This window comes from Pseudoxanthomonas sp. YR558, from assembly GCF_900116385.1.
Classification (GTDB): Bacteria; Pseudomonadota; Gammaproteobacteria; order Xanthomonadales; family Xanthomonadaceae; genus Pseudoxanthomonas_A.
On the sequence record NZ_FPCI01000001.1, the window covers coordinates 1,232,641 to 1,258,701 of the forward strand.

At 68.2% G+C, this 26,061-nt stretch carries 29 protein-coding genes; 14 read left to right on the top strand and 15 right to left on the bottom strand.

Features of this window, described 5'->3' with window-relative positions; translation table 11 throughout:
* Positions 1 to 249 precede the first annotated feature (249 nt).
* From BM365_RS05975 to sufT, 3 genes are all read right to left on the bottom strand, one after another.
* Complete coding sequence (locus tag BM365_RS05975) at positions 250 to 2,040, bottom strand: S8 family peptidase (RefSeq protein WP_093487444.1); 1,791 nt, start codon at positions 2,038 to 2,040, stop codon at positions 250 to 252.
* Between the two features lie 382 nt (positions 2,041 to 2,422).
* The gene (locus tag BM365_RS05980) at positions 2,423 to 3,520 is read right to left on the bottom strand and encodes a branched-chain amino acid aminotransferase (protein ID WP_093489521.1); all 1,098 of its coding nucleotides are present in this window, start codon (positions 3,518 to 3,520) and stop codon (positions 2,423 to 2,425) included.
* 51 nt (positions 3,521 to 3,571) lie between these two features.
* A complete protein-coding gene (sufT, locus tag BM365_RS05985) occupies positions 3,572 to 4,123 on the bottom strand; it encodes a putative Fe-S cluster assembly protein SufT (RefSeq protein WP_093487446.1) in 552 nt (183 codons plus the stop codon).
* A 109-nt stretch (positions 4,124 to 4,232) separates the two neighbouring features.
* On the opposite strand from sufT, the gene BM365_RS05990 reads away from it, so the two are divergent.
* A complete protein-coding gene (locus tag BM365_RS05990) occupies positions 4,233 to 4,646 on the top strand; it encodes a hypothetical protein (protein ID WP_139227344.1) in 414 nt (137 codons plus the stop codon).
* Between the two features lie 17 nt (positions 4,647 to 4,663).
* Here the strand turns inward: BM365_RS05990 and BM365_RS05995 are convergent, their stop codons facing one another.
* The 3 genes from BM365_RS05995 to BM365_RS06005 are packed head-to-tail and all read right to left on the bottom strand — an operon-like array spanning position 4,664 to position 6,854.
* Complete coding sequence (locus BM365_RS05995) at positions 4,664 to 6,052, bottom strand: NAD(P)(+) transhydrogenase (Re/Si-specific) subunit beta (RefSeq protein WP_093487450.1); 1,389 nt, start codon at positions 6,050 to 6,052, stop codon at positions 4,664 to 4,666.
* Positions 6,049 to 6,540 (bottom strand): hypothetical protein, encoded by a 492-nt coding sequence (locus BM365_RS06000; protein WP_093487452.1) that lies wholly within the window; start codon positions 6,538 to 6,540, stop codon positions 6,049 to 6,051. The genes BM365_RS05995 and BM365_RS06000 overlap by 4 nt, the downstream gene beginning before the upstream one ends.
* 17 nt (positions 6,541 to 6,557) lie before the next feature.
* Positions 6,558 to 6,854 carry an NAD(P) transhydrogenase subunit alpha part 2 gene (locus BM365_RS06005; RefSeq protein ID WP_056879767.1) on the bottom strand — a complete coding sequence of 99 codons (297 nt, stop codon included), beginning with the start codon at positions 6,852 to 6,854 and terminating at the stop codon, positions 6,558 to 6,560.
* 248 nt (positions 6,855 to 7,102) lie between these two features.
* On the opposite strand from BM365_RS06005, the gene BM365_RS06010 reads away from it, so the two are divergent.
* Genes BM365_RS06010 through BM365_RS06020 form a run of 3 tightly spaced genes read left to right on the top strand, consistent with a single transcriptional unit; the run spans position 7,103 to position 8,502 of the window.
* Complete coding sequence (locus tag BM365_RS06010; RefSeq protein ID WP_093487454.1) at positions 7,103 to 7,672, top strand: RNA polymerase sigma factor; 570 nt, start codon at positions 7,103 to 7,105, stop codon at positions 7,670 to 7,672.
* The gene (locus BM365_RS06015; RefSeq protein ID WP_093487456.1) at positions 7,669 to 8,055 is read left to right on the top strand and encodes a hypothetical protein; all 387 of its coding nucleotides are present in this window, start codon (positions 7,669 to 7,671) and stop codon (positions 8,053 to 8,055) included. The genes BM365_RS06010 and BM365_RS06015 overlap by 4 nt, the downstream gene beginning before the upstream one ends.
* A 3-nt stretch (positions 8,056 to 8,058) precedes the next feature.
* Positions 8,059 to 8,502, top strand: coding sequence for a DUF3106 domain-containing protein (locus BM365_RS06020; protein ID WP_093487458.1), 444 nt, complete (start codon positions 8,059 to 8,061; stop codon positions 8,500 to 8,502).
* 18 nt (positions 8,503 to 8,520) lie between these two features.
* On the opposite strand, the gene BM365_RS06025 is transcribed toward BM365_RS06020, so the two are convergent.
* A complete protein-coding gene (locus tag BM365_RS06025; protein WP_093487460.1) occupies positions 8,521 to 9,627 on the bottom strand; it encodes an NAD(P) transhydrogenase subunit alpha in 1,107 nt (368 codons plus the stop codon).
* Positions 9,628 to 9,691: 64 nt separating this feature from the next.
* The gene (locus BM365_RS06030) at positions 9,692 to 11,989 is read right to left on the bottom strand and encodes a DUF1631 domain-containing protein (protein ID WP_093487462.1); all 2,298 of its coding nucleotides are present in this window, start codon (positions 11,987 to 11,989) and stop codon (positions 9,692 to 9,694) included.
* 153 nt (positions 11,990 to 12,142) lie between these two features.
* On the opposite strand from BM365_RS06030, the gene BM365_RS06035 reads away from it, so the two are divergent.
* From BM365_RS06035 to BM365_RS06045, 3 genes are all read left to right on the top strand, one after another.
* Positions 12,143 to 12,718, top strand: coding sequence for a nitroreductase family protein (locus BM365_RS06035; RefSeq protein WP_093487464.1), 576 nt, complete (start codon positions 12,143 to 12,145; stop codon positions 12,716 to 12,718).
* A 67-nt stretch (positions 12,719 to 12,785) separates the two neighbouring features.
* The gene (locus tag BM365_RS06040; RefSeq protein ID WP_233210849.1) at positions 12,786 to 13,640 is read left to right on the top strand and encodes a 5'-3' exonuclease; all 855 of its coding nucleotides are present in this window, start codon (positions 12,786 to 12,788) and stop codon (positions 13,638 to 13,640) included.
* A gap of 30 nt (positions 13,641 to 13,670) precedes the next feature.
* Positions 13,671 to 14,231 (top strand): NUDIX hydrolase, encoded by a 561-nt coding sequence (locus tag BM365_RS06045; protein WP_093487468.1) that lies wholly within the window; start codon positions 13,671 to 13,673, stop codon positions 14,229 to 14,231.
* Between the two features lie 4 nt (positions 14,232 to 14,235).
* Here BM365_RS06045 and BM365_RS17965 read toward each other — a convergent pair whose 3' ends face one another.
* Positions 14,236 to 14,652, bottom strand: coding sequence for a DUF4019 domain-containing protein (locus BM365_RS17965; RefSeq protein ID WP_158253443.1), 417 nt, complete (start codon positions 14,650 to 14,652; stop codon positions 14,236 to 14,238).
* Positions 14,653 to 15,138: 486 nt separating this feature from the next.
* On the opposite strand from BM365_RS17965, the gene BM365_RS06055 reads away from it, so the two are divergent.
* A complete protein-coding gene (locus tag BM365_RS06055) occupies positions 15,139 to 15,570 on the top strand; it encodes a hypothetical protein (protein WP_093487472.1) in 432 nt (143 codons plus the stop codon).
* Positions 15,571 to 15,576: 6 nt separating this feature from the next.
* Here the strand turns inward: BM365_RS06055 and BM365_RS06060 are convergent, their stop codons facing one another.
* Genes BM365_RS06060 through prmC form a run of 3 tightly spaced genes read right to left on the bottom strand, consistent with a single transcriptional unit; the run spans position 15,577 to position 18,341 of the window.
* Entirely contained in the window at positions 15,577 to 16,470 is an 894-nt protein-coding gene (locus tag BM365_RS06060) for a dienelactone hydrolase family protein (protein ID WP_093487474.1), read from the bottom strand.
* A gap of 29 nt (positions 16,471 to 16,499) precedes the next feature.
* Positions 16,500 to 17,441 carry a prolyl aminopeptidase gene (gene pip / locus BM365_RS06065; RefSeq protein ID WP_093487476.1) on the bottom strand — a complete coding sequence of 314 codons (942 nt, stop codon included), beginning with the start codon at positions 17,439 to 17,441 and terminating at the stop codon, positions 16,500 to 16,502.
* 30 nt (positions 17,442 to 17,471) lie between these two features.
* Entirely contained in the window at positions 17,472 to 18,341 is an 870-nt protein-coding gene (gene prmC, locus BM365_RS06070) for a peptide chain release factor N(5)-glutamine methyltransferase (protein ID WP_093489523.1), read from the bottom strand.
* Positions 18,342 to 18,702: 361 nt separating this feature from the next.
* Between prmC and ahpC the strand changes: the two genes are divergently transcribed.
* From ahpC to BM365_RS06100, 6 genes are all read left to right on the top strand, one after another.
* Positions 18,703 to 19,266, top strand: coding sequence for an alkyl hydroperoxide reductase subunit C (gene ahpC / locus BM365_RS06075; RefSeq protein WP_062352637.1), 564 nt, complete (start codon positions 18,703 to 18,705; stop codon positions 19,264 to 19,266).
* A 239-nt stretch (positions 19,267 to 19,505) separates the two neighbouring features.
* The gene (gene ahpF, locus BM365_RS06080; RefSeq protein ID WP_093487478.1) at positions 19,506 to 21,092 is read left to right on the top strand and encodes an alkyl hydroperoxide reductase subunit F; all 1,587 of its coding nucleotides are present in this window, start codon (positions 19,506 to 19,508) and stop codon (positions 21,090 to 21,092) included.
* Positions 21,093 to 21,148: 56 nt separating this feature from the next.
* Entirely contained in the window at positions 21,149 to 22,108 is a 960-nt protein-coding gene (oxyR, locus tag BM365_RS06085) for a DNA-binding transcriptional regulator OxyR (RefSeq protein WP_093487480.1), read from the top strand.
* Between the two features lie 113 nt (positions 22,109 to 22,221).
* Positions 22,222 to 22,662, top strand: coding sequence for a nucleoside diphosphate kinase regulator (gene rnk / locus BM365_RS06090; RefSeq protein ID WP_093487482.1), 441 nt, complete (start codon positions 22,222 to 22,224; stop codon positions 22,660 to 22,662).
* Between the two features lie 112 nt (positions 22,663 to 22,774).
* Positions 22,775 to 23,740, top strand: coding sequence for a transaldolase (locus BM365_RS06095; protein ID WP_093487484.1), 966 nt, complete (start codon positions 22,775 to 22,777; stop codon positions 23,738 to 23,740).
* The gene (locus tag BM365_RS06100; protein WP_093487486.1) at positions 23,737 to 24,378 is read left to right on the top strand and encodes a hypothetical protein; all 642 of its coding nucleotides are present in this window, start codon (positions 23,737 to 23,739) and stop codon (positions 24,376 to 24,378) included. The genes BM365_RS06095 and BM365_RS06100 overlap by 4 nt, the downstream gene beginning before the upstream one ends.
* A 21-nt stretch (positions 24,379 to 24,399) precedes the next feature.
* Here BM365_RS06100 and msrA read toward each other — a convergent pair whose 3' ends face one another.
* The 3 genes from msrA to BM365_RS06115 are packed head-to-tail and all read right to left on the bottom strand — an operon-like array spanning position 24,400 to position 26,057.
* Complete coding sequence (gene msrA / locus BM365_RS06105) at positions 24,400 to 25,050, bottom strand: peptide-methionine (S)-S-oxide reductase MsrA (protein WP_093487488.1); 651 nt, start codon at positions 25,048 to 25,050, stop codon at positions 24,400 to 24,402.
* 30 nt (positions 25,051 to 25,080) lie between these two features.
* The gene (locus BM365_RS06110) at positions 25,081 to 25,350 is read right to left on the bottom strand and encodes a putative signal transducing protein (RefSeq protein WP_093487490.1); all 270 of its coding nucleotides are present in this window, start codon (positions 25,348 to 25,350) and stop codon (positions 25,081 to 25,083) included.
* Positions 25,351 to 25,382: 32 nt separating this feature from the next.
* A complete protein-coding gene (locus BM365_RS06115) occupies positions 25,383 to 26,057 on the bottom strand; it encodes a glutathione S-transferase family protein (RefSeq protein ID WP_093487492.1) in 675 nt (224 codons plus the stop codon).
* Positions 26,058 to 26,061 lie beyond the last annotated feature (4 nt).

A 26,061-nucleotide genomic window follows, 5' to 3' on the forward strand; every position in this document is an offset into this window, starting at 1 on the left:
CACCTTTGCCCTTGGCCGCCACCTTCAGCACACCGTCGACCTCACACGTCGCGATGGATGCCATCGTGTCTCCATCACACCGAACGCATCGTGCGACACCTCTGAGCACCCAGCGTTGGACCTTAGTGAGAGAAGAGGCCGTCACAGGATGACGATGGCTTAGGCACCCTCGCCTTCAAGGCAAAAAAGAACCCCGGCCTTGGCCGGGGTTCTTCCTGCACCTCCCTATGCTCCCCTCGAGGGGAATCCTCAGAAGGTGATGCTCCAGCTGTTGATGTAGCCGGTGTCCACGCTGGCGCGGTCGCGGGCGCGCAGGCGCCAGCTGCCGTTGAGCGCTTCACTCGACAGGTTGACCGTGTAGGTCTGGTTGATGTTGTCGGCGCTGCCGCCGGTGCGGTTGTGCAGCACGTACACCGAACCATCGGGCGCGATCAGGTCCACGATCAGGTCGCCGATGTAGGTGTGCACGATGTTGACCGCCACCTGCGCATTGCTGGGCGCGTTGCCGGTGCGGCCGGACACGGCGATGGTGCTGCTGATACCCGTGGTGTTGTTGTCCGGGATCGAGTAGTCCGTCGCGTTGCTGTAGGTCGTCGTGCCGCCGCCCGGCGGCGTGCCGCCCTGCGCGGCCACGACCGCGCCGTCCGCATTGGCGATGCCCGCGCCGCAGCCGCCGGAGCACGTGCCCGGCAACGGGCGTGCGGTGCTCTTCAGGAGGCTTTCCACCTGGGCCGGGGTCAGCGGCGACGGTGCGGCCGCCTGCATCAGCGCGACCACGCCGGCCACGTGCGGCGCCGCCATCGACGTGCCGTTGTACGACGCGTAGCTGGCGCTGCCCGCCGTGGTGGTACCGGAGTTCAGCGTGGACAGGATGCTCTGGCCCGGCGCGGAGATGTCGATGCCCGTGCCGTAGTTGGAGAAGCTGGCACGCGAACCCGCCGAGGTGGTGGCGGCGACGGCCACGACGTTCGGGCAGTTCGCCGGCACGGCGCTGGACACGTTGGTGTTGCTGTTGCCCGCCGCGACCACGACCGTGGTGCCGCGACCGACCGCACCGTTGATCGCGTTCTGGTAGGTGGCCGAGCAGGTGCCGCCGCCGCCGAGCGACATGTTGATCACTTCGGCCGGGTTCGCATTGGCGGGCACGCCGCTGACGGTGCCGCCGGACGCCCAGGTGATCGCGTCGGCGATGTCCGAGGTCAGGCCACCGCAACGGCCCAGCACGCGCACCGGCACTACCTTGGCGCCGAACGCGGTACCGGCCACGCCGGTGGCGTTGTTGGTCACCGCGGCGACCGTACCGGCCACGTGGGTGCCATGCCAGCTGGAGTTGGTGACCGGCGAACCGCTGTAGCACTCGCCCGCGACCGGGTTCCAGTCGCCTTCGTCGTTCGGGTTCGAGTCGCGGCCGTTGCCGTCGCGCGAGACGAAGGTGTCGCTGATGAAGTCGTAGCCCGGCAGGATGTTCGCGTTGAGGTCGGCATGGTTGGTGATGCCGGTGTCGATGACCGCGACCACCACGCCCGCGCCGGTGGACTTGTCCCACGCCGGCTGCACGTTGATGCCCGACGCGGTGGTGCCGAAGCCCCATTGCTCGGAGAAGCGGGTGTCGTTCGGCGTCAGCACGGCGTACATGCGCTGATCGACTTCCACGTATTCCACGTTCGGATCGGCGGCCAGCTGGCGCATCAGCGATTCGGCTTCGATGCGGTCCAGCTTGCGGTCGGCGCGCACGACCTCGGCGCCGCCGGCGGCGAGCCGACGCAGCTTCTGCAGGCCCAGCGCGCGGCCGCCGCGCTTGGCGACACCCGTGCTGGCCGCGGTGGTCAGCGAGCGCTGCAGCTGCGTTGCGTTGGTGCTTTCGGTACTGCCGTCGCGGTACTTGACGATGAAGCGGTCGTAGCCACCCGGTTCTTCCACCTGCAGGCCACTCATGTCGACGCGCCCGGCCATGGCGGGCAATGCGTACAACGACGCCAGCACGGCCGAAGACAGGCACAGCAGGCGGACACGCGAACCACGCTTTGCAAATCCAGACATCAGACTCTCCCTCAAAGTTGTCGAAAGCCGAATAACGGCAAGAGCCCGGTCGAGGGCGCAGGGGCTGGCACGGGAGGGGGTGGACGGGCTGTTGCGTTCGACCGGGTGCGCACCATGCAATGCACGGCGCATGTCGACGCTAGCGGTTAGCGACAACGTGAATCAGCGATGAAAGACACACTTCATGCCATCACGTTACAAACGTAATCATCGGAATACATGCATGAAGTCGAAGTCACCGGTGGACATCGTCGCGTAGATTCATTTACGTGCGCTGCGTGTGATGAGTGCGAATTTTTTATTCGCGCAACGCACGCCGCGCGAAGAAAAAAAGAAAGCCCGCCATGCGGCGGGCTCCCGTTGCGCGGCGATGCGGCGACGGTCAGTCGCGCAGCTTCACCAGCCAACCGTGGCGATCCGGCAGTCGGCCGTACTGGATGTCGGTGAGTTCCTTGCGGATGCCCATCGTGACATCGCCGGCCGGTGCGTTGAGGTCGCCGACGGCGAAGTCCTTGCCCTTGAGCTGGCCGATCGGCGTGATCACCGCGGCGGTGCCGCAGGCGAAGACTTCGACGATGTCGCCCGAGGTGACGCCCTGCTTCCACTCGTCGATCGACACCTTGCGCTCTTCGACCGCATGGCCGCGATCGCGAGCGATCTGGATGATGCTGTCGCGGGTGATGCCTTCCAGGATGCTGCCGGAGAGTTCCGGGGTGACGATGTGGCCGTCCTTGTAGACGAGGAACACGTTCATGCCGCCCAGCTCTTCCAGGTACTTGCCTTCCACCGGATCGAGGAACAGCACCTGCGAGCAGCCCTGCGCCTGCGCTTCCTGCTGCGGCAGCAGCGAGGCGGCGTAGTTGCCGCCGCACTTGGCGGCACCGGTGCCGCCCTTGGCGGCGCGGGCATAGTCTTCCGAGAGCCAGATCGACACCGGCGCCACGCCCTTGGCGAAGTACGCGCCGGCGGGGCTGGCGATGACGTAGTAGCCGGCCTGGTGCGCGGCGCGCACGCCGAGGAAGGCTTCGGTGGCGATCATGAAGGGACGGAAGTACAGGCTGGTTTCCGGCGCCGACGGCACCCAGTCGCCATCGATGGCGACCAGCTGGCGCAGCGATTCGACGAACTCGTTCACCGGCAGCTGCGGCAATGCGAGGCGTGCGGCCGAGCGCTGCAGGCGCGCGCCATTGGCGTCGGGACGGAAGGTCCAGATGGAGCCGTCGGCATGGCGGTAAGCCTTGATGCCTTCGAAGATCTCCTGGCCGTAATGCAGCACCGAGGCGGCCGGGTCGAGCGACAGCGGACCGTAGGCGCGCACTTCGGCGCTGTGCCAGCCCTGCGCCTTGTCCCAGGTGATGGCGACCATGTGGTCGGTGAAGTGAAGGCCGAATCCGGGGCTGGCGAGGATGGCGTCGCGCTCGGCCGGGGTGCGGGCCTTGTCGGAGCGGTTCACGCGGTAGGTCAACGGGGCGGCGTTCATCACGTTCATCTCTTCCTTCCTGACGGGTTCTGCATCGGGTGAGCCGGCGGCTCAGAGCATGCCGGTTTCCAGCTTGGCGGCTTCGGACATCATGTGGCGGCCCCACGGCGGATCGAACACCAGCTCGACATCGGCTTCGGCGACGGTGGGGATCATCTCCAGCTTGCTGCGCACGTCGTCGACCAGGATCTCGCCCATGCCGCAGCCGGGCGCGGTCAGCGTCATCTTCACTTCGACGCCGCGCTGGCCGTCGTCGCGGGTGCTGAGGTTGGCTTCGTAGACCAGGCCGAGGTCGACGATGTTGAAGGGGATTTCCGGATCGAAGCAGGTGCGCAGCTGGTTCCACACCAGGGCTTCGACTTCTTCGTCGCTGGCGTTGTCGGGCAGCGACAGCGGTTCGGTCGGCTCCTTGCCGATGGCGTCGCCATCCTTGCCGGCGATGCGGAAGAGATTGCCTTCCACGAACACGGTGTAGCTGCCACCCAGCGCCTGGGTGATGTAGCCGTAACTGCCGGCCGGCAAGGTCACGAGCTCACCCTGGGGGACGAGGACGGCCGCACAGTCGCGGGAGAATTGGACGGGTTCGCTGCTGCGGGAATACATGCCGGATCAGATGGGGGCGCGCGTGGGGCGCTGCAAGGCGACCTATTGTAGCCCCACCCCCCGGGACAGGGCCGAGGCCTTATCCTTGGCGGCCCCTGCCGGAGTCCCCATGTCCCTCGCTGCACGTCGCCCCTTCCATTGGCTGGTCCCCGTGATGTTGCTGCTCGGCGGCGCCTGCCTGGTCCTGATCTGGGTGACGGCCGCCCTCTACCTGCAACGACAGGCGGGCTGGATGGCGCTGGTGGCGGCGCTGGACGTGATCGTGGTGCTGCGCCTGGCCGGCATGCCCGCGGGCATGCCGCGCGCCGTGCTGGCGCTGGTGGCGACGGCGGTGATCTGCGGGGTGTCCCTCTGGGGCATCGTGGCGACGCAGCTGGGCTTCGCGATGGGGCTTACGCCGTGGGATTCGGCGCTGAAGCTGGGCCTGCACCACGGGTGGACGCTGCTGACCCTGGCGATGACGCCGCTGGACTGGATCGCGGTGGCCGCCGCGCCGGTGCTGGCGGCCTGGTGGTCGCGCTGACGAGGTGAGCGGCGGGCTCAGTGCCCGCCGTCGAGCGCCTTCAGTTCGCTGACCAGCGCGTTGGCCATTTCGCTACCGTCGCCGTACAGCATGCGGGTGTTGTCGGCGTAGAACAGCGCGTTCTCGATGCCGGCGAAACCGGTGCCCTTGCCGCGCTTGATGACGATGGTGTTCTTCGAGTTCACCACGTCGAGGATGGGCATGCCGTAGATCGGGCTGGCCGGGTCGGTCTTCGCCACCGGGTTCACCACGTCGTTCGCGCCGATCACCAGCGAGACATCGGTGTTGGCGAACTCGGGGTTGATGTCGTCCATGTCGGCGATCAGGTCGTAGGGCACGCCGGCTTCGGCGAGCAGTACGTTCATGTGGCCGGGCATGCGGCCGGCGACCGGGTGGATGGCGAACTTCACCTTCACCCCCCGATCGATCAGCTTCTGGCTGAGTTCCCAGATCTTGTGTTGCGCCTGCGCCACCGCCAGGCCGTAACCGGGCACGATCACCACGCGTTCGGCGTAGGCCATCATCGCGGCGACGTCGGCGGCCTCGATCGGCTTCATCGACCCACCGATTTCCTGCATCGCCGCGCTGCCGCCACCGAAGTTGGAGAACAGCACGCTGGTGATCTTGCGGTTCATCGCCTTGGCCATCAGCCGCGTCAGCAGCATGCCGGCCGCGCCGACCATGGTGCCGGCGATGATGAGCGCTTCGTTGCCGAGCACGTAGCCTTCGAAGGCGACCGCCAGGCCGGTGAAGGCGTTGTAGAGCGAGATCACCACCGGCATGTCGGCGCCGCCGATGGGCAGTGTCATCAGCACGCCGAGCGCCAGCGACAGCACGAAGAACGCGATGATCCACGGCATCGCCAGGGTGGTCAGCGCCATCACGCCGCTGGCGATGGCGGCCAGCGCTACCAATGCGTTGAACCACTGCTGGCCCGGGAAGGTGTAGCGCTTGTCCATGCGCCCGTCGAGCTTGGCCCAGGCGATCACCGAGCCGGTCAGCGAGACCGCACCGATCAGCGCGCCGATGACGGCCAGCGACAGCGTGAACGTCGACGGCGCCGGTTCACCGGCGGAATAGCGCACCAGTTCCACCGCACCGATCGCCGCGGCCGAACCGCCGCCCATGCCGTTGAACAGCGCGACCATCTGCGGCATGTCGGTGATGGCGACCTTCTTGCCCCAGATCCAGTTAAGGCCGACGCCGATCACGATGGCCGCGATCATCAGGCCGATGTTGTGCAGCCCCGGCAGGAAGAACGTAGCGATCGTGGCGATCAGCATGCCCACGCCGGCCCACTGGATGCCGCTGCGCGCCGTCTTGGGACTGGCCATGCGCTGCAGGCCCAGCAGGAACAGGGTGGCGGCCACGAAGTAACTCAGCTTCACCAGCGTCAACGCACTCATGCACGGCTCCCTTCAGACGACGACGCGGGTTGCTTGTCCAACCGATGGTGTTCACGCATTTCGATGGCGGTCTTGAGCAGGCCGACCATGCCCAGGCCGAAGGCCACCAGACCGAGCGACAACTGGTTCACCACCGTGGTGTCGGCGAGATAGGCGCCGACCAGCCCGGCCACCATCGCGCCCAAGGTATAGAAGGAGATCAGCAGCAGCAGCCAGCGGCCCTTGCGCGGGTCCTGCCAGACGCGCCTGGACACTTCGTTCTGCGTCTTGGTGGGGTCCTGCAGCGACGACAGGCCGATGCCGATGCCGGCGTAGAGCAGCACGTAGTTCCAGTCGTCGTAGACCGTCGCCCAGCCGCCGTCGCCCGCGGTCGCGAGCGTCCAGCCGGATCTGGCTCCGTACCCCAGCGCCACCAGCAACGCGGGGTACTGCAGGTAGCTCAACCACTGGAAGATGTCGCGCGCCGTGGCGCGCCCGCGTGCCGGCATGGCCGTAGCGCCGTGGCTCACTTGCCACCTGCGGGCTTGCTGCTCTTGAACATGTCCAGCATGCGCTCGGTGACCACGTAACCGCCGGCCGCGTTGCCCGCGCCCAGCAGGACGGCGATGAAGCCGATGGCTTTTTCCAGCGTGGTATCGGCGTGGCCCAGCACGACCATCGCGCCGATCAGCACGATGCCGTGGATGAAGTTGGAGCCGGACATCAACGGCGTGTGCAAGATCACCGGCACCCGCGAAATGATCACGTGGCCGGCGATGGCCGCCAGCATGAAGATGTACAGCGCCACGAACCCGTCGCTCATCCGCTCCCCCATCCTGTCCACGTTGTCGGCGCCGTCGCCGCGTGGCGGGGCGTGTTCCGCATCATAACCGTACCTGAACCCGCAGGGACCCCGGCCGTGGGCTGTCAACCGCACGCCACGTGGCGCGTTTCCCTCGGCGACCCTCAGGGAGATCCGTCCATGCCGTGCCCGTCCGAACCGTCCTCGCCGGCTGTTCACGCCGTCCGACCGGCGCGTCGCGGCTGATTCACGGCACTGGTCGCTAAGATATGTTGGTGAGCGCCACCCCGAACCCGTTGCCGGACACGATCGCCTCGCCCGCGCCTGCGGCGACGCTGGAGCTGTTCCTGGCCGACATCGGGCCGCGCGCATTCCGTTTCGCCGAGGCCGGGCTGCGCCATCGCGACGATGCGCTGGACGTGGTGCAGGACGCGATGATGAAAATGCTGGTGTATCGCGACCGGCCCGCCGACGAATGGACCCCGTTGTTCTGGAGCATCCTGCGCCGGCGGATCGTCGACGTGCAGCGCCGCGCCGGTTTCCGCCTGCGCTGGCTGCTGCCCACCGGCGACCGCGGCGAGGAAAGCCCGGTGGACTGGGCACCCGACACGGGCGTGGGCCCGTCGCAGGCGCATGACCAGCGCGAGGCCTACGCTCGCCTTGTGCAGGCCTTGCGCGCATTGCCGGCACGCCAGCGCGAAGCGTTCACGCTGCGCGTGCTGGAAGAACTGGACGTGGCGGACACCGCACGCGTCATGGGCTGCTCGGAGGGATCGGTGAAGACGCACCTGTCCCGCGCGCGCGATGCCCTACAGAAGCAACTGGAGGAATTCCGATGAACCCCGTCCATCCCCACGACGACACCGGTTTCGATGCGCAGGCCCGCGGCCTGCATCGCGCATCGCTGGCGCAGGTGTCCCCGCAGACCCTGATGCGCCTGCGCACGGCACGTCACGAAGCGCAGCGCGCGGCACCCGCCGGGAGCGCGCGCGCGTGGCGCTGGCTGACCGCGACCGCATTCAGCGCGGTGCTCGCGGTGGGCGTCGGATTGCAATTCCTGCCGCGCACGTCGACCGCACCGGCGCCCGGCGCGGCGACGCCCGTCGCCGTGACCGATGGCGAAGCCTCACTGGACGAAGCCACGACCGGCACGCTGGAAGAAGACCCCGACCTGTACCTGTGGCTGGCGTCGGCCGATGCGCAGCCTCTTGCGATGGAGTGACCCATGACATCCCGTACTGCCCGCCTGCTCGCCCTCTGCCTGCTGGTCTTCGCGTCCGCGCAGGCATTCGCGCAGTCCGCGCCGCCCGCCCCCCTGCCCACGTGGGAGCAGCTGACCCCGCAGCAGCGCGAAGCGCTGATCGCGCCACTGCGCGACCGCTGGAACCGTGAGCCGGACGAACGCCCCCGCATGCTGGAGCGCGCACAGCGCTGGCAGTCCATGTCGCCCGAGCAGCGTGCGCAGGCGCGCCACGGCATGAAACGCTTCGAAGGGATGAATCCCGAACAGCGCCGCCAGGCCCGCGCGCTCTATGGCCGCATGAAGGAGCTCACGCCGGAACAGCGCACCGCGCTCCGCGACGAGTGGAAGAAGATGACGCCCGAACAACGCGACGCCTGGATGAAAGACAACGCGCCGCGGCGCCGGCCGCAGCGCGAAGAGCGCTGATCGCGTTCTGCTTTCGCGTCAGGCCGCCTGTGCGGGCGCGCCAGGCCGTTCGGGCCACACGGTCTTCGCCAGCAGTTCGTCGTCCCAGTCGAACTGCAACGCACCGTCCTTGATGAACAAGGACACGAAGTTCAGCACGTTGCGTGCATACATCTCGCTGGCGTGCACCGCGCCGAGGCTGGCGAGGTTCAGCGGTCCGGCCACCGTCACGCCCTGCTGGTCGTAGGTATCGCCCGGCCGGGTGAGTTCGCAGTTTCCGCCGGTTTCCGCGGCCAGGTCCACGATGACACTGCCGGGCTTCATGCCCGCGACCATCGCGGCGGTGATGATCTTCGGCGCTGGACGCCCCGGCACCGCGGCCGTGCAGACGACCACGTCGATGCCCTTGAGGTGGTCGGCCAGGCGTTGCTGCTGCAGGGCGCGTTCTTCTTCGGTGAGCTGGCGCGCATAACCGCCCTCGCCTGCCGCGCTGACGCCCAAGTCGAGGAACTTGCCGCCGAGCGATTCGATCTGCTCGCGCGTCTCCGGACGCACGTCGAAGCCTTCCACCTGCGCGCCCAGCCGCTTGGCGGTCGCGATGGCCTGCAGGCCGGCCACGCCGGCACCGACGATCAGCACCTTCGACGGGCGAATCGTGCCGGCAGCGGTCGTGAGCATCGGAAAGAAGCGCGGCGCCAGTTGCGCGGCGATCAGCACGGCCTTGTAGCCCGCCATGCCGGCCTGCGAACTGAGTACGTCCATCGCCTGCGCGCGCGTGGTGCGCGGCAGCCGTTCGAGTGGGAAATTCTGCAGGCCGCGTGCCTGCAGCGCGTCGGCGCGCGCGGGATCGGCGGTGGGCTGGAGCACGCCGACCAGGCTGGCGCCCGGCTTGAACGCGGCGATCGCATCGGCAGGCGGCGCCTGCACGCAGAGCAGGACGTCGGCGTGCGCCCGCCCCTCGCCACCGTCCAGGGTGGCGCCGGCGTCCGTGTAAGCCTGATCGATGAAACCGGCACCCGCACCTGCGCCGCGCTCGACGACGACCTGCGCGCCGGCGGCGATCAGCTTCTTCACTGTTTCCGGCGTGGCGGCCACGCGACGCTCACCGGCCGCGGACTCCTTCAGTACCTGCACTTCGACCGCCATGCGCCCCTCGTCGTTAGGCCAACCGTACGACGATGCTAGCAGAGCGCGGCAGAGCCGCGCAGGCTCAGGTCAGCGGGGTCGGCGGGACCGGCTCGAGGCGTTCGATCACGCCCTGCATGGCGCTGTCGAACGCATCCTCGCTCTGGTGCGTGCGCAGGCGGCCCAGCCGGACCATCGCGGCCAGTTCTTCGGGCGAGGCGACGCAGAAGCGCACGCCGCGGCGATTGACGAACAGCAGGCGCGAGGAGATCGGGCTGACCCACGACAGCTTGCCCGGCTGCACCTTGTTGTCCTTGTCGATGAAGTCCAGCCAGGTGCCGATGGCGAGATTGCGGAAGTGGTCGGCGTCGCTGTGGTCGAAGTCGAGCGTGTCCGCGCCGGCCACCAACTGGATCGGCGTGGTGTCTTCTTCCACAGCGGGCTTGGGCAGCACCACCTGCGGCAACTCCGGCAAGGCGCGCTCGAGATCCGGGCGTGCCGCGGCCACGGCCTGCAGCGTGTCGTGCAGCGCATCGACCGCACCGGCGGCGGCGTCGAGGTTCATGCCGACACTGGAAAACACTTTCACCAACGCCGGACGCCACGCCTGCAGCCACGGCTTGCCGATGACATGGCGCTGGGCTTCGGTGAGTTCTTCCAGCACGCCGTCGGCGAGCGCCAGCGATTCACGCAGGCCGTCGCCTTCCTCGCCCTCGCGCAGCACGGTCATGGTGACGTGGTGGGCCCAGGGCTGGCGCAGGAAATCCTCGATGGCCTGCGGCACGGTGCGCTCGGACAAACGCTCGTCCAACTCGGTGTTCATCCGCGCGCGCGCGGCTTCCAGGCGTTCCTGGCCGCGCTGGATCTCGGCGGCACGGCGCTCGGCGATCTCGATGCGGCGGCGGTGCTGCTCCAGGAAGGAGCGGAATTCTTCTTCCAGGGTCAGGAAGATCGCCAGGTTCTCGTTGAACTCGGCGGTGAGACGATCGACGACCTCTTCGACCTTGGTCAGCAGCGTGCGCTCGGCGGCACTCTCGCCGTTGTTGCCCTCGCAGGCCTCGGCCAGCACGTTGAGCAGGCGGCGCGCAGGATGCGTCTTCTGGACGAACATCCTGCGGTCCAGCAGGGCGACCTTGACGAACGGGACGACGAGGCGCCCGATCAGTTCGCGCGGACGGCCGTCCAGGTCGCGCTCGTCGAGCATCACGTCGAACAGCATGCCGACCAGGTCGATGGCGTCCTCGTCGACCGGCGCCAGGCGCGCGGTGGACGGATCCACGCCCAGCTGCATGGCGCTGCTGAGTACTTCGTTCTTCAGCCGCTGCGACAGCGACTCGCCGGTGTCGCCGATGGCGGCACGCAGCGTGGCGCTCGGCGTGGCCTGCAGCAGCGACAACACGGACAACATCTCGCGCTGGGACAGATCGCGCTGAGGATGGGAGGGTCGCGGCTGGTCCTGCGGCACGTCCCGGCCCCGGCGCGACTCCTGCAGCAGGTGATGCAGGGCTTCCAGCAGGACGCCCTGGGTACCGGGCGCCGCGGAGTAGCCCGGCGGCACGTCGCCGAATCCTGCCGGTGATGCGGGCGCCGCATGGGACGCCTGCAGGCCGCGGTTCATGCCGGCCATGCGGTTGAGGAAGCGGGCGGCCCAGGCGGGTGCGCCGGGTTCGTCGCCGGACATCAGGTCCTCGATGTCCTGCGCGACTTCCGACTTCGGTGCGCGACGCTCCGGCATATCCGGCGCCACGCCCATCTGGGCAAGGCGCTGGTCCAGCGCGGCGTAGATGCGGGCGATCGCCGGCACCAGGTCGCGCTCGCACAGCTTGATGACGACCAGGCGCACTTCGGCGGTCAGGTCGCAGGCGGCGAAGCCCTGGTGCACCGCGACGCCGATGTGCTCAGCGCCCACAGGATTGAATTCGGCCTCCAGCGCCGCCTGCCCGGCCAGCCAACCGAGGCGGCGGTCCAGGCGCGTCAGCACCGGCTTGCAGTCGCGCAGGATCACGCTGGCCAGGTTGCGCACGGCCAGGCGGGATTCCAGCTCCTGGTCGGTCACCAGGGTCAGCGCGTCGTCCGGAGAGTGCGCGAAGGCGCTTTCCATCGACAGCGGGCGACCTTCCTGCAATGCCTTCCAGGCGAATTGCAGGTGGGCGCGGAAGCGCACGATGATGTCTTCGCGCCGGCGGCGCAGCTCGCGCATGGCATCCAGGAACGCCATCTGCGACGGACCCGCACGCTCGGCACGGTCGAACAGCGCATCGTCGAAACGGCCGAGCGCCACCGCGAAGGCATCCACCAACGGCGGAATGGCCGCGTCTCGCGCTTGATCAAGCATGCGCGTTTCCCGGCCGGGACGATCGGCGATATTGAGGACGTTCGACATGCACAAGGTTCCCCGCCTTGGCAGGCGAAAGGAGTTCGGGGGAGGCGGACCGGAATCCGCAGCGCCATCGTAGGAAATCCGCGGGACGGGCAACCGTGATGGCCTCGGCATTTTAGTGCCATGCAACAAGATGTGACACGCTAAACTTGACGCATGTCGCTTCCCTCCCCCCTGCAGTTCCTCGACGCCCGTCGTTCGGTGCCCTCCAAGCAACTCGGCGAGCCCGGCCCCGACGACGCCACCCTCCTTCGCATGCTGACGTCCGCGGTCCGCGTGCCGGACCACGGCAAGCTGGTGCCGTTCCGCTTCATCCGCATCCAGGGCAACGCCCGCCATGCACTGGGCGAACAGCTTGCGGCACGCACCTTGCATCTCGACCCCGGCGCTGCCTCTGCAGTGGTGGAGAAGGATCGCGCACGCTTCTCGCATGCGCCGACCATCATCACCGTGGTCGCCCGACTCACCGCCGGCCACAAGGTGCCGGAGCAGGAGCAGCTGCTGACCGCCGGCAGTGTGTGCTTCGCGCTGCTGCAGGCCGCACTGGCGTTGGGCTTCGGCGCGCAGTGGTTGACCGGATGGATGGCCTACGACGAAGCCGTCGCCGCGACGCTCGGTCTCGCGCCGAACGAACGCGTCGCCGGCTTCATCCACATCGGCACGCCACAGGTGGAAGCGCCCGAACGCGATCGCCCGAATCCGGCCGCGCTGCTGACCGACTGGACGCCCTGAGGCCGCCGGCGTGCGCGCGCTCTACCTGGTCGACGCCAGCCTGTACGTGTTCCGCGCCTGGCATTCGATGCCGGACGAATTCCAGGACGCCGATGGCTGGCCCACCAACGCGGTGCATGGCTTCGCGCGTTTCCTGCTGGAGCTGCTGGAGAAGGAGCGCCCGGCGCATATCGCGATCGCCTTCGACGAAGCGCTCGACAGCTGCTTCCGCAACCGTCTGTACCCAGCCTACAAAGCCAACCGCGACCCCGCGCCGGAGGAGTTGCGCCGGCAGTTCACCCACTGCAAGGCACTCTGCGCCGCGCTCGGCCTGAGCGTGCTGTCGCATGGCGAATACGAAGCCGACGACCTGATCGGCAGCGCGCTACATGCTGCGCGGCCGCTGGACTTCCGTGGCGTCATCGTGTCGGCCGACAAGGACCTCTCCCAGTTGCTGACCGAACACGACGAGCAATGGGACTTCGCGCGCGGCCAGCGCTGGGGCATGGCGGGCGTGAAGGCGCGCCATGGCGTGGAGGCGCGGCAGATCGCCGACTACCTCGCGCTCACCGGCGATGCGGTGGACAACATTCCGGGCGTCAGCGGCATCGGCGCGAAGTCGGCCGCCATCCTGCTCGCGCACTTCGGCGATCTCGACACGCTGCTGGCGCGCGTGGACGAAGTGGCGTTCCTGCGCCTGCGCGGCGCCGCGACCATGGCGACGCGTTTGCGCGAGCAGCGGGAACACGCACTGCTGTGGCGCCAGCTCACCACCATCGCGCTGGATGCCCCACTCGGTGACATCGCCACCGGTCACGCACGCGGGCAGGCCGACGGCGACATGCTCGCCGGGCTGTCGGACGCCCTGCGCTTCGGCCCGATGACACGGCGCCGACTGCGCGTGGCCGCCGGGCTGGAGGATGGCGGCTACGCCCGCCTGTAAATCGTCATCGCCAGCGGCTAGCATCGGGCCATGGACGAACACGACAAGCGCAAGGCGCCGCCGCAGGTGGTGTGGGAAGGCAAATACCAGCGGATGATGGTCCGCGGCACCTGGGAATACGTGGAGCGCGCGCACGCCGGTGGGCTGGCGGCCATCATCATCGCGGTCACACCCGAAGACGAGGTGCTGTTCGTCGAGCAGTTCCGCGTGCCGTTGCAGGCGCTGACCATCGAAATGCCCGCCGGCCTGGTCGGCGATATCCATGCCGACGAATCCATCGAAGTTTCCGCGATCCGGGAACTCGAGGAAGAAACCGGCTGGACCGCCGCGCATGCCGAGGTGCTGATGATCGGCCCCACCTCGTCGGGCAGCAGCAGCGAGAAGATCGCCTTCGTCCGCGCGACCGGACTGCGAAAGGTCGGCGATGGCGGCGGCGATGGCGATGAGGACATCACCGTGCATGCCATCCCGCGTGTACGCGCCGCCGCGTGGCTGGCGCAGAAGATGGCCGAAGGCTACGAACTGGATGCGAAGCTCTGGGCGGGCCTGTGGATGATCGACCACACGCTCGACGGCGCGCCGCGGCAATAGCGGATCAGGATGCCCTGACCGCGTAACCGGCCAGGCGCCAGACGCCCTCGTCTTCTCGCCGCAGGGTCACCGTTTCGCGATGCGGCGCCGCGGTTGCGCCAAACGCGACAGAGAACTCCAGCACCGCATACGTGCCCGGCTGCCATTGCGGACGCTGGCCCGGCTGATCGACCCGCACTGCTGCCCAGCGCCGGTCCAGGCCGGGCCCGAGCGCGCCGTGGCGTTGCGCTAGCAGTGCGATGAAGGCTTCACGGCCCATTGCGCGCCGGATGGTGTCCGAAGCGGCTTCCCACAGGACCTCGTGCTGGCCGCGCTCGATCGCTTTGATGAAGCGCATGGCCGACATGCCCAGGCGGGGAATATCGACGTCCTCCAGTCCGATCCGGGTTTCGTGCACCGGCTCGGTTTGCGCGATCGTCATGGCTTTCTCCGGGAGCGGCTGGGCCGTGTCGCCGCCCCTAGCAGAAAGGTGCCGGCACACATGCGGGAGGTTCGCGTCCGCGCTCGGCCACCGGACACGCGCGGTCTCCGACGACTGAATGCCCGCCAACGTGTCGGGATCCAAGGTCATCCCACGTCGCTGACAGGCGTTCCGCGCTCGTCCCCCACGAGCCGATGACGTGCGCCTGACTATTGCCTCCTCGCCGCCCTGCTGGCCACCTCCCCTTCCGCACTGGCCCATGCGTCCTCGCACGACCCCTCGGGCGAATGGCAGCCCGATGTGGAGACGAATACGCATCTCCTGCAGGAAGCCGAGCGCGCCATGCCTGCGGGTGCGCGCCCTGAGCGCGGCGCTCCTCCGGGCCGCGGCGGCGGACCTGGCGGCCGGCGGGGAGGTGCGGGAGGGCCTCCGCCCGGCAACGACGGGGATGGATCGATGGGTCCACCGCCAGGGCGCGGCGGCCCGATGGGACCACCCTCAAGCGGCAGCCGGCCTGCTGGCGGACGTCCGAGCCTGAAGGGCCTGCTGCCGGCGCAGGGCGCGTTCGCCGCGCCCGACGATGCGGTGCTGGTGCTGCAACGGATGCGCGAATCGGTGGTATTCGGCACCTCGGACGGTCGCGACGTGGTGGTGATACCCCTGTCCGGCACGCTGGATCTCGCCGACGGCACGCGCGCCACGCTGCGCGATGAAGGCGGCCATTTGGCGCTGCAACTGGAGGTTCCCGATGGACGTCGCGCGACATATCGCTACACCCTTCCCGACGCGGCCTCCGGCGCGCTTCGCATCGACATCACCGTCGAGGGCGACCGCCTGCCCGGCGGCAGCGTGCGGCTGCAGCGCGCGTATCGGCGCATGAAGGTCGACGTCGCCAGCCCGGCGCGCGCGTCGCCGTGAGTGCGATCAGCGCAGGTGCTGGCCGAAGAAGGCGAGCGTGCGCTGCCAGGACAATGCCGCAGCGGCGGCGTCGTAGCGTGGCGTGGTGTCGTTGTGGAAGCCGTGGTTCGCGTCGGGATAGAGGTAGGCCGTGTAAGGCACGCCCGCGGCCTTCAACTGTTGCTCGTAGGCGGGCCATCCTGCGTTGACGCGCGTATCCAGCGCGGCGAATTGCAGCAGCAACGGCGCCTTGATGCGCGCCGCCTCTTCCGCGGTCGGCTGGCCGCCGTAGTACGGCACGCCGGCGTCGACGACCTCCGGCAGGCGCGAGGCCAGCACGTTGGTCACCAGCCCGCCGAAGCAGAAACCGACCACGCCGAGCTTGCCGTTGCCGCGCGGTAGCGCATGCGCGAAGCGCGCGGCGGCTTCGAGATCGGCCATCACCTTCGCGCGATCCAGCGTGGCCTGCATCTCCCGCCCGGTGTCGTCGTTGCCGGGATACCCGCCCAGCGGATACAGCGCGTCCGGCGCGAACGCGATGAAGCCGGCCACGGCAAGGCGACGCGCGACATCCTCGATGTACGGATTCAGTCCGCGGTTCTCGTGCACCACCAACACCACCGGATGCGGTCCCGGCTCGCGCGGCATCGCCAGCAAGCCGCGTCCTTCACCATGGCCCTGCGGCGCGGGGAACGTGCGATAGACCGTAGTGATGCGCGCATCGTCTACGGCCACCTGCGCAGCGAACGCGTACTGCGGCGCCAACGCCGCGAGCAACGCGGCCGCCGTCGTACCGCCGACGGCGAACTGCGCCGCGCCCGACAGGAAGCCGCGGCGGTCGACCCGGCCATGGACGTAGTCGTCGTACAGGTCCAGCACGCGCTGGTCGAACGCGGAAGCGGTGGCGCGCGACGAATCCATGAGCTTATCTCCGGTGCGGCGGTGTGCCGTCAGGCGAAGGCGTCCGTCGCGCGCACCAGCGCGTCGACGTTCTCGGCTTCGAACGCTGAATGGCCCGAGGCGGGCGTGATCTCCAGCTTCGCCTTCGGCCAGGCCTTGTGCAGCTCCCACGCGTTGGCGACCGGGCAGACCACGTCATAGCGGCCATGCACGATCACGCCCGGGATGTCGGCGATGCGCGGGGCGTCGCGCAGCAGCTGGTCTTCGACCTCGAAGAAGCCGCCGTTGACGAAGTAGTGATTCTCGATGCGCGCAAACGCGAGCGCGAATTCCGGCTCTTCGTGGCCACTGACGAAATCCGCATCGACGTGCAGGAAGCTGGTCGCGCCCTCCCACACGCTCCACGCCTTCGCCGCCGCCAGGCGCGTGGCCTTGTCGTCGGAGGTCAGGCGGCGATGGAACGCCGAGATCAGGTCGTGGCGTTCGACGGACGGAATCGCGGTGACGTAATGCTCCCACGCATCGGGGAACAGGCGGCTCGCGCCTTCCTGGTAGAACCATTCCAGCTCCCAGCGGCGCAGCATGAAGATGCCGCGCAGCACCAGCTCGGTCACGCGCTGCGGATGCGCTTCGGCGTACGCCAGCGCCAGCGTCGAACCCCAGCTGCCGCCGAACACCTGCCAGCGCTCGATGCCGAGCTTTTCGCGCAGTTTCTCGATGTCGGCCACGAGGTCCCAAGTGGTGTTGCCTACCAGGTCCGCATGCGGCGTGGAGCGGCCGGAGCCGCGCTGGTCGAACAGCACGATGCGGTACTTCGCGGGATCGTGGAAGCGGCGCATCTTCGGGCTGCAGCCCGCGCCCGGGCCACCGTGCAGCAGCACCACGGGCTTGCCCTGCGGGTTGCCGCATTGCTCGTAGTACAGCTCATGGCGGTCATCGACCTTCAGCGTGCCGGTGTCGAAGGGTTCGATATCGGGGTACAGCGTGCGCATGGGCGGCCCGTCCTGGAGGAAAGCGACAGTCTAGCGGCTCGCGTCTTGCCCTTCCGTGACGCGCCCAAGGGTCACGCGGTCCCGCTGCTCCAGGTCCGTCTCCGTGGCCACGTCGACGAAGCCGGCGGCGGTCATGAGCGCGCGGATCGCCGCGCCCTGGTCCCAGCCATGCTCCAGCAGCAACCAGCCGCCGGGCATGAGGTGCGTCGATGCGTCGCCCACGATCTCGCGGATCGCCTCCAGCCCGTCCGCCCCGGAGGACAACGCCGTCGGCGGCTCGAAGCGCAGGTCGCCCTGCGTCAGATGCGCGTCGCCGTCGGCGATGTAGGGCGGGTTGCTCGCGACCAGGTGGAAGTGTTCGCCCTGCAGCGGTGCAAACCAACTACCGTGGCGAAATTCGACGTTGGCGATGGCGTTCGACACGCCGTTTGCGCGTGCGACGGCAAGCGCGTCTGCGCTGAAATCGGTCGCCACCACCTGCGCCTGCGGCCGCTCGCTCGCCAGCGACAGCGCGATCGCACCGGTGCCGGTGCCGAGGTCGGCGATGCGCAACGGCCTGTCCGCCGGCAGCCGCTCCAGCGCCAGCTCGACCAGGCGCTCGGTTTCCGGGCGCGGGATCAAGGTGGCAGGCGACACCAGCAGGTCGAGCGTCCAGAAACCACGATGCCCGATCAGGTAGGCCACCGGCTCGCCGGCGATCCGGCGCGCCAGCAGCGCCTCGAACGCCGACGCGTCCGTGCCTGCCAGCGCGGCATCGCCATGCGCGAACAGCCAGGCGCGGTCGCGACCGATCACGTGCAGCAGCAGTTGCTCGGCTTCATGCCGGGCGTCCAGGCCGGCCAGTCGGCTCGCGGCGGCGCGCAGGGCGTGGTCGAGACGCAGGGAGGCGGGATCGGACATGGCATGCATGGTACCGGGCGGCGGTGCCCCACACGCCCGCGCATCGCCGCGACGCACCATCATGGTGCTCAATGGCGTATGGAGCCCAGGAGGCTTCATAACGTGCTGGCGATAGCCTCGTTTAGACGTGGGCCGGCAAGAAAGCCTTGGGGACGTCTTGCTTCAGTCAGATTGCGGCTTATGTAAGTAACTGAAACATATTATTTTTTACTTAACCCTTGTCGGCAGTGTGTTCCGACCCCGTCTATCGATAGTCAAAGACTATCTATCCAATTCCATCAATCGATTTGAGGAATCAATAGCCGTTGCCTACCATCGCCTCATCACTTCACCACACCCACTCCATCCACGAGGATCTTCCATGTCCCTGATCAACACCGCGGTCCAGCCGTTCAAGACCACCGCCTTCCACAACGGCGAATTCGTCGAAGTCACCGACGGCACCCTGAAGGGCAAGTGGTCGGTCCTGATCTTCATGCCGGCCGCCTTCACCTTCAATTGCCCGACCGAAGTGGAAGACGCCGCCGCCAATTACGCCGAGTTCCAGAAGGCCGGCGCCGAGGTCTACATCGTCACCACCGACACGCACTTCTCGCACAAGGTGTGGCACGAAACCTCCCCGGCGGTGGGCAAGGCCCAGTTTCCGCTGGTTGGCGACCCGACCCACCAGCTGACCCGCGCGTTCGGCGTGCACATCGAGGAAGAAGGCCTGGCCCTGCGTGGCACCTTCGTCATCAACCCGGAAGGCGTCATCAAGACCGCCGAAGTCCACAGCAACGAGATCGCCCGTGACGTGTCGGAAACCCTGCGCAAGCTGAAGGCCGCGCAGTTCACCGCCGCCAACCCCGGCCAAGTCTGCCCGGCCAAGTGGAAGGAAGGCGCACAGACGATCGCCCCGTCGCTGGACCTGGTCGGCAAGATCTAAGCGTCACCGCAGCACCGGCGCATCCCCGCGCGGATGCGCCATCGCGACACCGCATCACGCCACCTCCGGGCCACGGGCCCGGAGGCTGGTCCGGACGTTTGCAGCAGCGGCATGCGCCGCTTGCCGGTTCCCTCCTCCCTGACCGGCGTCCCTCTCCCCGGCACATGCCGCTTCTGCAAACGCCTGACTTCCTCTTCCCCCGGTTCTCTTCCCAGAATCCCTCCACGGAGACGTTCGCCATGCTGGACGCCAATCTGAAGACGCAGCTCACCGCCTACATGGAAAAGGCCGTGCGCCCGATCCACATCATTGCGCAGCTGGACGACAGCGCCGGCTCCGCCGAGCTGCAGGCGCTGTTGAAGGACCTGCAGGACGTCTCCGACAAGATCACCGTCACCGAGCAGCGTGGCGGCGAACGCACGCCGTCGTTCGCGCTGACCTCGCCCGGCCATGACATCCACCTGGCCTTCGCCGGCTTGCCGATGGGGCATGAGTTCACCTCGTTGGTGCTGGCGTTGCTGCAGGTCGGCGGCCATCCGTCGAAACTCGCGCAGGACGTGATCGAACAGATTCGTTCGCTCGACGGCGAGTACCGCTTCGAAACCTATTTCTCGCTGTCGTGCCAGAACTGCCCGGACGTCGTGCAGGCGCTGAACCTGATGGCGGTGCTGAATCCGAAGATCCAGCACGTCGCCATCGACGGCGCGCTGTTCCAGCAGGAAGTCGAGCAGCGCGAGGTGATGTCGGTGCCGACGATCTTCCTCAACGGCGAGGTATTCGGCGCCGGCCGCATGGGCGTGGAAGAAATCGTCGCCAAGCTCGATACCAACGCCGGCAAGCGCGATGCCGAGAAGATCAAGGCCAAGGCGCCCTACGACGTGCTCGTCGTCGGTGGTGGCCCGGCCGGCGCCGCCGCCGCCATTTACGCTGCGCGCAAGGGCATCCGCACCGGCGTGGCGGCCGAACGCTTCGGCGGCCAGGTGTTGGACACGATGGCGATCGAGAACTTCATTTCCGTGCCGTATACCGAAGGCCCGAAGCTCGCCGCCGCGCTGGAGCAGCACGTCAAGGACTACCAGGTCGACGTGATGAACCTGCAGCGCGCGGAGAAGCTGGTGCCTGCCGGTGCCGATGGCCTGGTCGGGATCCAGCTCGCCAACGGCGCCTCGCTGAAGTCGAAGACAGTGATCCTCTCCACCGGTGCCCGCTGGCGGCAGATGAACGTGCCCGGCGAGAACGAGTACCGCAACAAGGGCGTGGCCTACTGCCCGCACTGCGACGGTCCGCTCTTCAAGGGCAAGCGCGTGGCGGTGATCGGCGGCGGCAACTCCGGCGTCGAGGCCGCGATAGACCTGGCCGGCATCGTCGCCCACGTGACCCTGATCGAGTTCGACAGCCAGCTGCGTGCCGACGATGTGCTGCAGCGCAAGCTCCGCAGCCTGCCGAACGTGCGCATCGTCACCAGCGCACAGACGACGGAAGTCCTGGGCGACGGCAGCAAGGTCAACGGCCTGGTCTACAAGGACCGCACCGGTGGCGATACGCACCGCGTCGAACTGGAAGGCATCTTCGTGCAGATCGGCCTGCTGCCGAACACCGAGTGGCTGAAGGGCGTGGTGGCGCTGAGTCCGCGCGGCGAGATCATCGTCGACGACCGCGGCCAGACCAGCGTGCCAGGCGTGTTCGCGGCTGGCGACGCCACCACCGTGCCGTACAAGCAGATCGTCATCGCCATGGGCGAAGGTTCGAAGGCCGCGTTGAGCGCCTTCGACCACCTGATCCGCACCTCGGCCCCGGTGGAAGCGGCAGACGCAGTCGCGGCATGATGTGCCGAGCGGGCGGCCCGGCCGCCCGCCCTGCGGTTCCTTGAGGGAGGGTTCCGATGAATCTGCGCGACCTGAAGTACCTGGTGGCCCTGGCCGACCACAAGCATTTCGGCCGGGCCGCTGCTGCGTGCTACGTCAGCCAGCCCACGCTCTCCACGCAGATCAAGAAGCTGGAGGACGAACTGGGCGTGCCGCTGGTGGAGCGCGCGCCGCGCAAGGTCATGCTGACGCCAGCCGGGCGCGATGCCGCGGACCGCGCGCGCCGCATCGTGGCCGAGGTCGAGCAGATGAAGGAGGCCGCGCGCCGCAGCCAGGATCCCGAGGCCGGCACCGTGCGGCTCGGCATCTTCCCCACCCTCGGCCCCTACCTGCTGCCCCACGTCGTGCCGCGCATCCGCACGCGCTTCCCGGACCTGGAACTGCTGCTGGTCGAGGAGAAGAGCGACGTGCTCCTCTCGCGCCTGCGCGAAGGCAAGCTCGATGCCGGCCTGCTGGCGTTGCCGGTGGCCGACGACCAGTTGCACACCGAATTCCTGTTCGAAGAGCCGTTCGTGCTCGCCGTGCCCGAATCGCATGCGCTCGCTCGCCGCGACTCGCTGGCCTTGGCGGAGCTCGCCGACCAACGCCTGCTGCTACTTGAGGACGGGCACTGCCTGCGCGAACAGGCGCTCGATGTGTGCCGCCTTTCGGGCGCGAACGAGAAGTCCGAGTTCCGCGCCACCAGCCTGGAAACCCTGCGCCAGATGGTCGCCGCCGATGTCGGCATCACCCTGCTGCCGACGCTGGCGGTGAAGCCGCCCGTGGCGCGATCGGAGAACATCCACTTGCTGGGCTTCAGCGATTCGCACCCGAGCCGGCAGATCGCGATGGTGTGGCGGAAGAGTTCGGCGATGAGCGATTTCCTGCTGCAATTGGCGTGCGTGTTCCGCGAACTGCCTCCCAGCCTCTTCGAACCCGATACAGGCGGTGCGCAACCGCCGGCTGGACGCCCCACGCCGCGCGCGCGCGCGGCTTGAACCGAGCCGCCTTCCGGGCTACGGTAAGGCGGCAAACAGGACTCCGATGGGCGGCGCGGCGACGCGTCGCCCGTTTCCTTTTGCGCGACCCCAAAATCCACAGAGGACCCCCGATGAACAACACCCGCACCAGCGGCCTGCCGCCCTCGCTTCCCCCGCTCGTCGTGTCCAGCCGCGATTTGTCGCGCCTGGAGGCCTTGCTCGATACGCCCGTGCTGCGCCGGCACCCGGCTGCGCTCGCGCTGATGGACGAACTGAACCGCGCCGACGTGCGCACGCCGGACCGGATGCCGGACAACGTGGTGACGATGCACTCGCGCGTGGAGTGCGACGACGAACTCACCGGCGAACACCATCGCCTGACCCTGGTGTATCCCCACGAAGCGAAGGTCGAGACCGGACGCGTGTCCGTGCTGGCGCCCGTCGGCAGCGCCCTGCTCGGTGTCGCCATCGGCCAGACGATCGACTGGCATGCGCCCGGCAACCGCCCGCTGCGCCTGCGGGTCACCGCCATCGACTACCAACCCGAAGCCAGCGGCGACCTGCACCGCTGAGCGCGCAACCCGCGCTATCGCGTCAATCCACGAAAAGTACGCTCCCGCGGCCGGGCCTGCCCCCGCGGGACAGGGCATACTTGTCGCCCGATTCCCCCGCCTCGCCGACCCCATGTCCGATACGTCCCCCTCCAAGCTGCAGCAGCTCCGCGAACTCTCCGTCGTCGTCGCCGATACCGGTGACTACGACGCCATCAAGCGCCTCAAGCCGGTGGACTGCACCACCAATCCCACGCTGGTGAAGAAGGCGCTGGACCTGCCGGTGTACGCCGAGCTGATCGAAGAACACCTCGCCTGGGCGCGCGCGCAGGGTGGCGGTGATGCGCTGGTGGACGAGGTGGTCGATCGCCTGACCGTCGGCGTTGGCGCGAAGCTCGCCGGCCTGATCCCCGGCCGCGTCTCCACCGAAGTCGACGCCGACCAGGCCTACGACACCGCTGCGACGGTAGCCAAGGCGCGCAAGTTCGTGCAGATGTACGCCGACCAGGGCATCGGCCGCGATCGCATCCTGATCAAGGTCGCCTCCACCTGGGAGGGCGTGGAAGCCGCACGCGTGCTGCAGGCCGAAGGCATCGACTGCAACCTCACCCTGATCTTCAACCCCACCCAGGCGATCGCCTGCGCGGAAGCCGGCGCGTTCCTGATCTCTCCGTTCGTGGGCCGCATCCTCGACTGGTACGTGGCCAACGGCCAGGCGCCGGCGACCATCGACGAAGACCCGGGCGTAGTGTTCGTGCGCGGCGTCTACGCTGAATTCAAGCGCCGCGGCTCGCCCACCGTGGTGATGGGCGCGTCGTTCCGCTCCACCGCGCAGATCGAGGCATTGGCCGGCTGCGACCGGCTGACCATTTCGCCCGACCTGCTGGAGAAGCTGGACCAGGACCATGGCGAGCTGCCGCGCAAGCTGTCGCCCGCCGCTGCTGAAGCGGTCACTGCGGCACCGGTGACGGCCGACAGCTTCGCCGCCGCGATCGACGCCGATCCGATGGCGAAGGAAAAGCTCGCGACCGGCATCGAGATCTTCGCCAAGGACCTGGCCGCCCTGCGCACGACCATCCGCGAGAAGCTCACCGCGTGAGCCTGCGCACCCTGCTGGTGATCGGCATCCTCGTCTGCATGGCGGGGTGGTGGTTCTCCGACAAGCGCCACGGCCCGAAGGCACCCGCGTCCGCCGGCGACCTGACGCTGGCCTGCCCGTTGCCGCCCCGCGTGGCATCGGGCGAACCGCCATTGCAGACGGATGTGCCGGGCGGCGTGGCGCCGTTCGCGCTGGATGCCGCCACGCTGACCCCTCTCGCGGGCTTCAGCGTGGAAGCCCGCGTGCTGTCGCGCGAGGACTACAGCAGCGGCCGCGAGTCGGATCTGTCGCCGACCGACCTCGCGCTGGGTTGGGCCCGCATGACCGAGGACGCGGTGATCGATGCGCTGGACATCAGCCAGTCATCGCGCTGGTACCACTACCGCTGGAGCGACCAGCCGCCGCTGCCGCCGAACGAGATCGCCAGCAGCAGCGCCAACATGCACATGATCCCCGGCAACGACAGCGTCGCGCAGGCGCTCGCCGGCGTACGCAAGGGCGAGCGCGTGCGGATCGATGGCTGGCTGGTGGAAGCCAATGCACGCGACGGCTGGCGCTGGCGCAGCTCCACCAGCCGCACCGATACCGGTGGCGGCGCCTGCGAAGTGGTCTACGTCTGCGGCGTCACCCGGCTGTAAGGCCGGGCAACGTCCTGGGCCTCACGCATCCAGCCCGATCGGGCAACTGACGCCGGTCCCGCCAAGCCCGCAGTAGCCGTTCGGGTTCTTCGCCAGGTATTGCTGGTGATAGTCCTCGGCGTAGTAGAACGGCGGCGCGGGATACACGACTTCCGTCGTGATATCGCCGTAGCCCGCCGCGCGCAGCGTCTGCTGGTAGGCCTCCAGGCTGGCCTCCGCGGCCGCCTGTTGTTCCGGTGTATGGCAATGGATGCCCGAGCGGTACTGCGTGCCGACGTCGTTGCCCTGGCGCATGCCCTGGGTGGGATCGTGGCTCTCCCAGAACACCTGCAGCAGACGCTCGAACGACACCTGTGCCGGGTCGTAGACCACTCTCACCACTTCGTTGTGGCCGGTCTGGCCGGAGCAGACTTCCTCGTAGGTCGCATTCGGCGTACCGCCGCCGGCGTACCCCACCGACGTGCTGTACACGCCGGGCACGTTCCAGAACTTGCGCTCCGCGCCCCAGAAACAGCCCAGGCCGAATTCGACCTGCTGCAGGTCGTCGAACGCATCACGCAGCGGGTGTCCGTTGACGAAATGGGTGTTGTGCAGCGGTAGCGGCGTGCCGCGTCCGGGCAGCATGTCTTCCGCGCGCGGCATGCGCTGTTTGTAGGCACCGATACCCAGCATGGCGAACCTCGTGTGTCGGGAGAAAGCGGATCAGGCCGGCAGGATGCCCAGGCCTTCGTCGTCGCCTTCCAAGATGGGGCCGTTGTCGCCCGAATCCAGTCCCAGGCCCTTCACGACCCCTTCCGCCTCGGGGAACGCTGCGTCCGGCACACAGACCCGCAGCACGCCAAACAGCGGCAGTTCGCCCATGCCGCCCAGCAGCGATTCGCCGAACACAAACGCGGGAATCTCTACCTCCTCCAGTGCGTGCTTCACCAGATGGGCATCGAACAGGTTGTCGGCCAGGTAGACCACGCGCATGGATACGTCCTCCGCGGCCAGCCTACACCCGCTCAGGCGGGCAACGGCTTGCGCAAGGCTTCCGTGGCCGGCACCGATTCAGGCTCGACCGCGGCTGCGGCCCGCCAAGCCTGCATCGCCGGCAACGCGAACAAAGCCTGCATATAGCGACGCGCGGTGTCGTCCACCTCCACGCCATAGCCATCGAAACGCACCGCCACCGGCGCGTACATCGCATCGACGATGCCGAACTCGCCGAACAGGAAGTCGCCGTTGCCGCCATGCGCCGCACGCAGCGCGCGCCACAGCGCCTGGATGCGATCGATGTCGCGCTGGGCCGCGGCGTCCCAGCGGTAGGCATCCGGCGTGCGCCGGCTGTTCATCGGCAACTGCGTGCGCAGCGCCGTGAAGCCGGAATGCATCTCGGCCGCCGCGGCGCGTGCGACCGCGCGCGCCGCGCGGTCGCGCGGCCAGCCCTGGCCGTCCAGCCAGCGCTCGTTGGCGTATTCGCAGATCGCCAGCGAATCCCAGACGTGTACCCCACCATCGTGCAGCGCGGGCACCTTGCCGGTCGGGGAATGGCGCCCGACCTCGGCGGCGAACGCGGGCGTGTCGAGGGGCAAGCGGATCTCCTCGATCTCCACGCCGAAGTGCCGCAGCAGCAGCCACGGGCGCAGCGACCACGATGAGTAGTTCTTGTTGCCGATGACGAGCGTCGGGAGGCTCATGCGG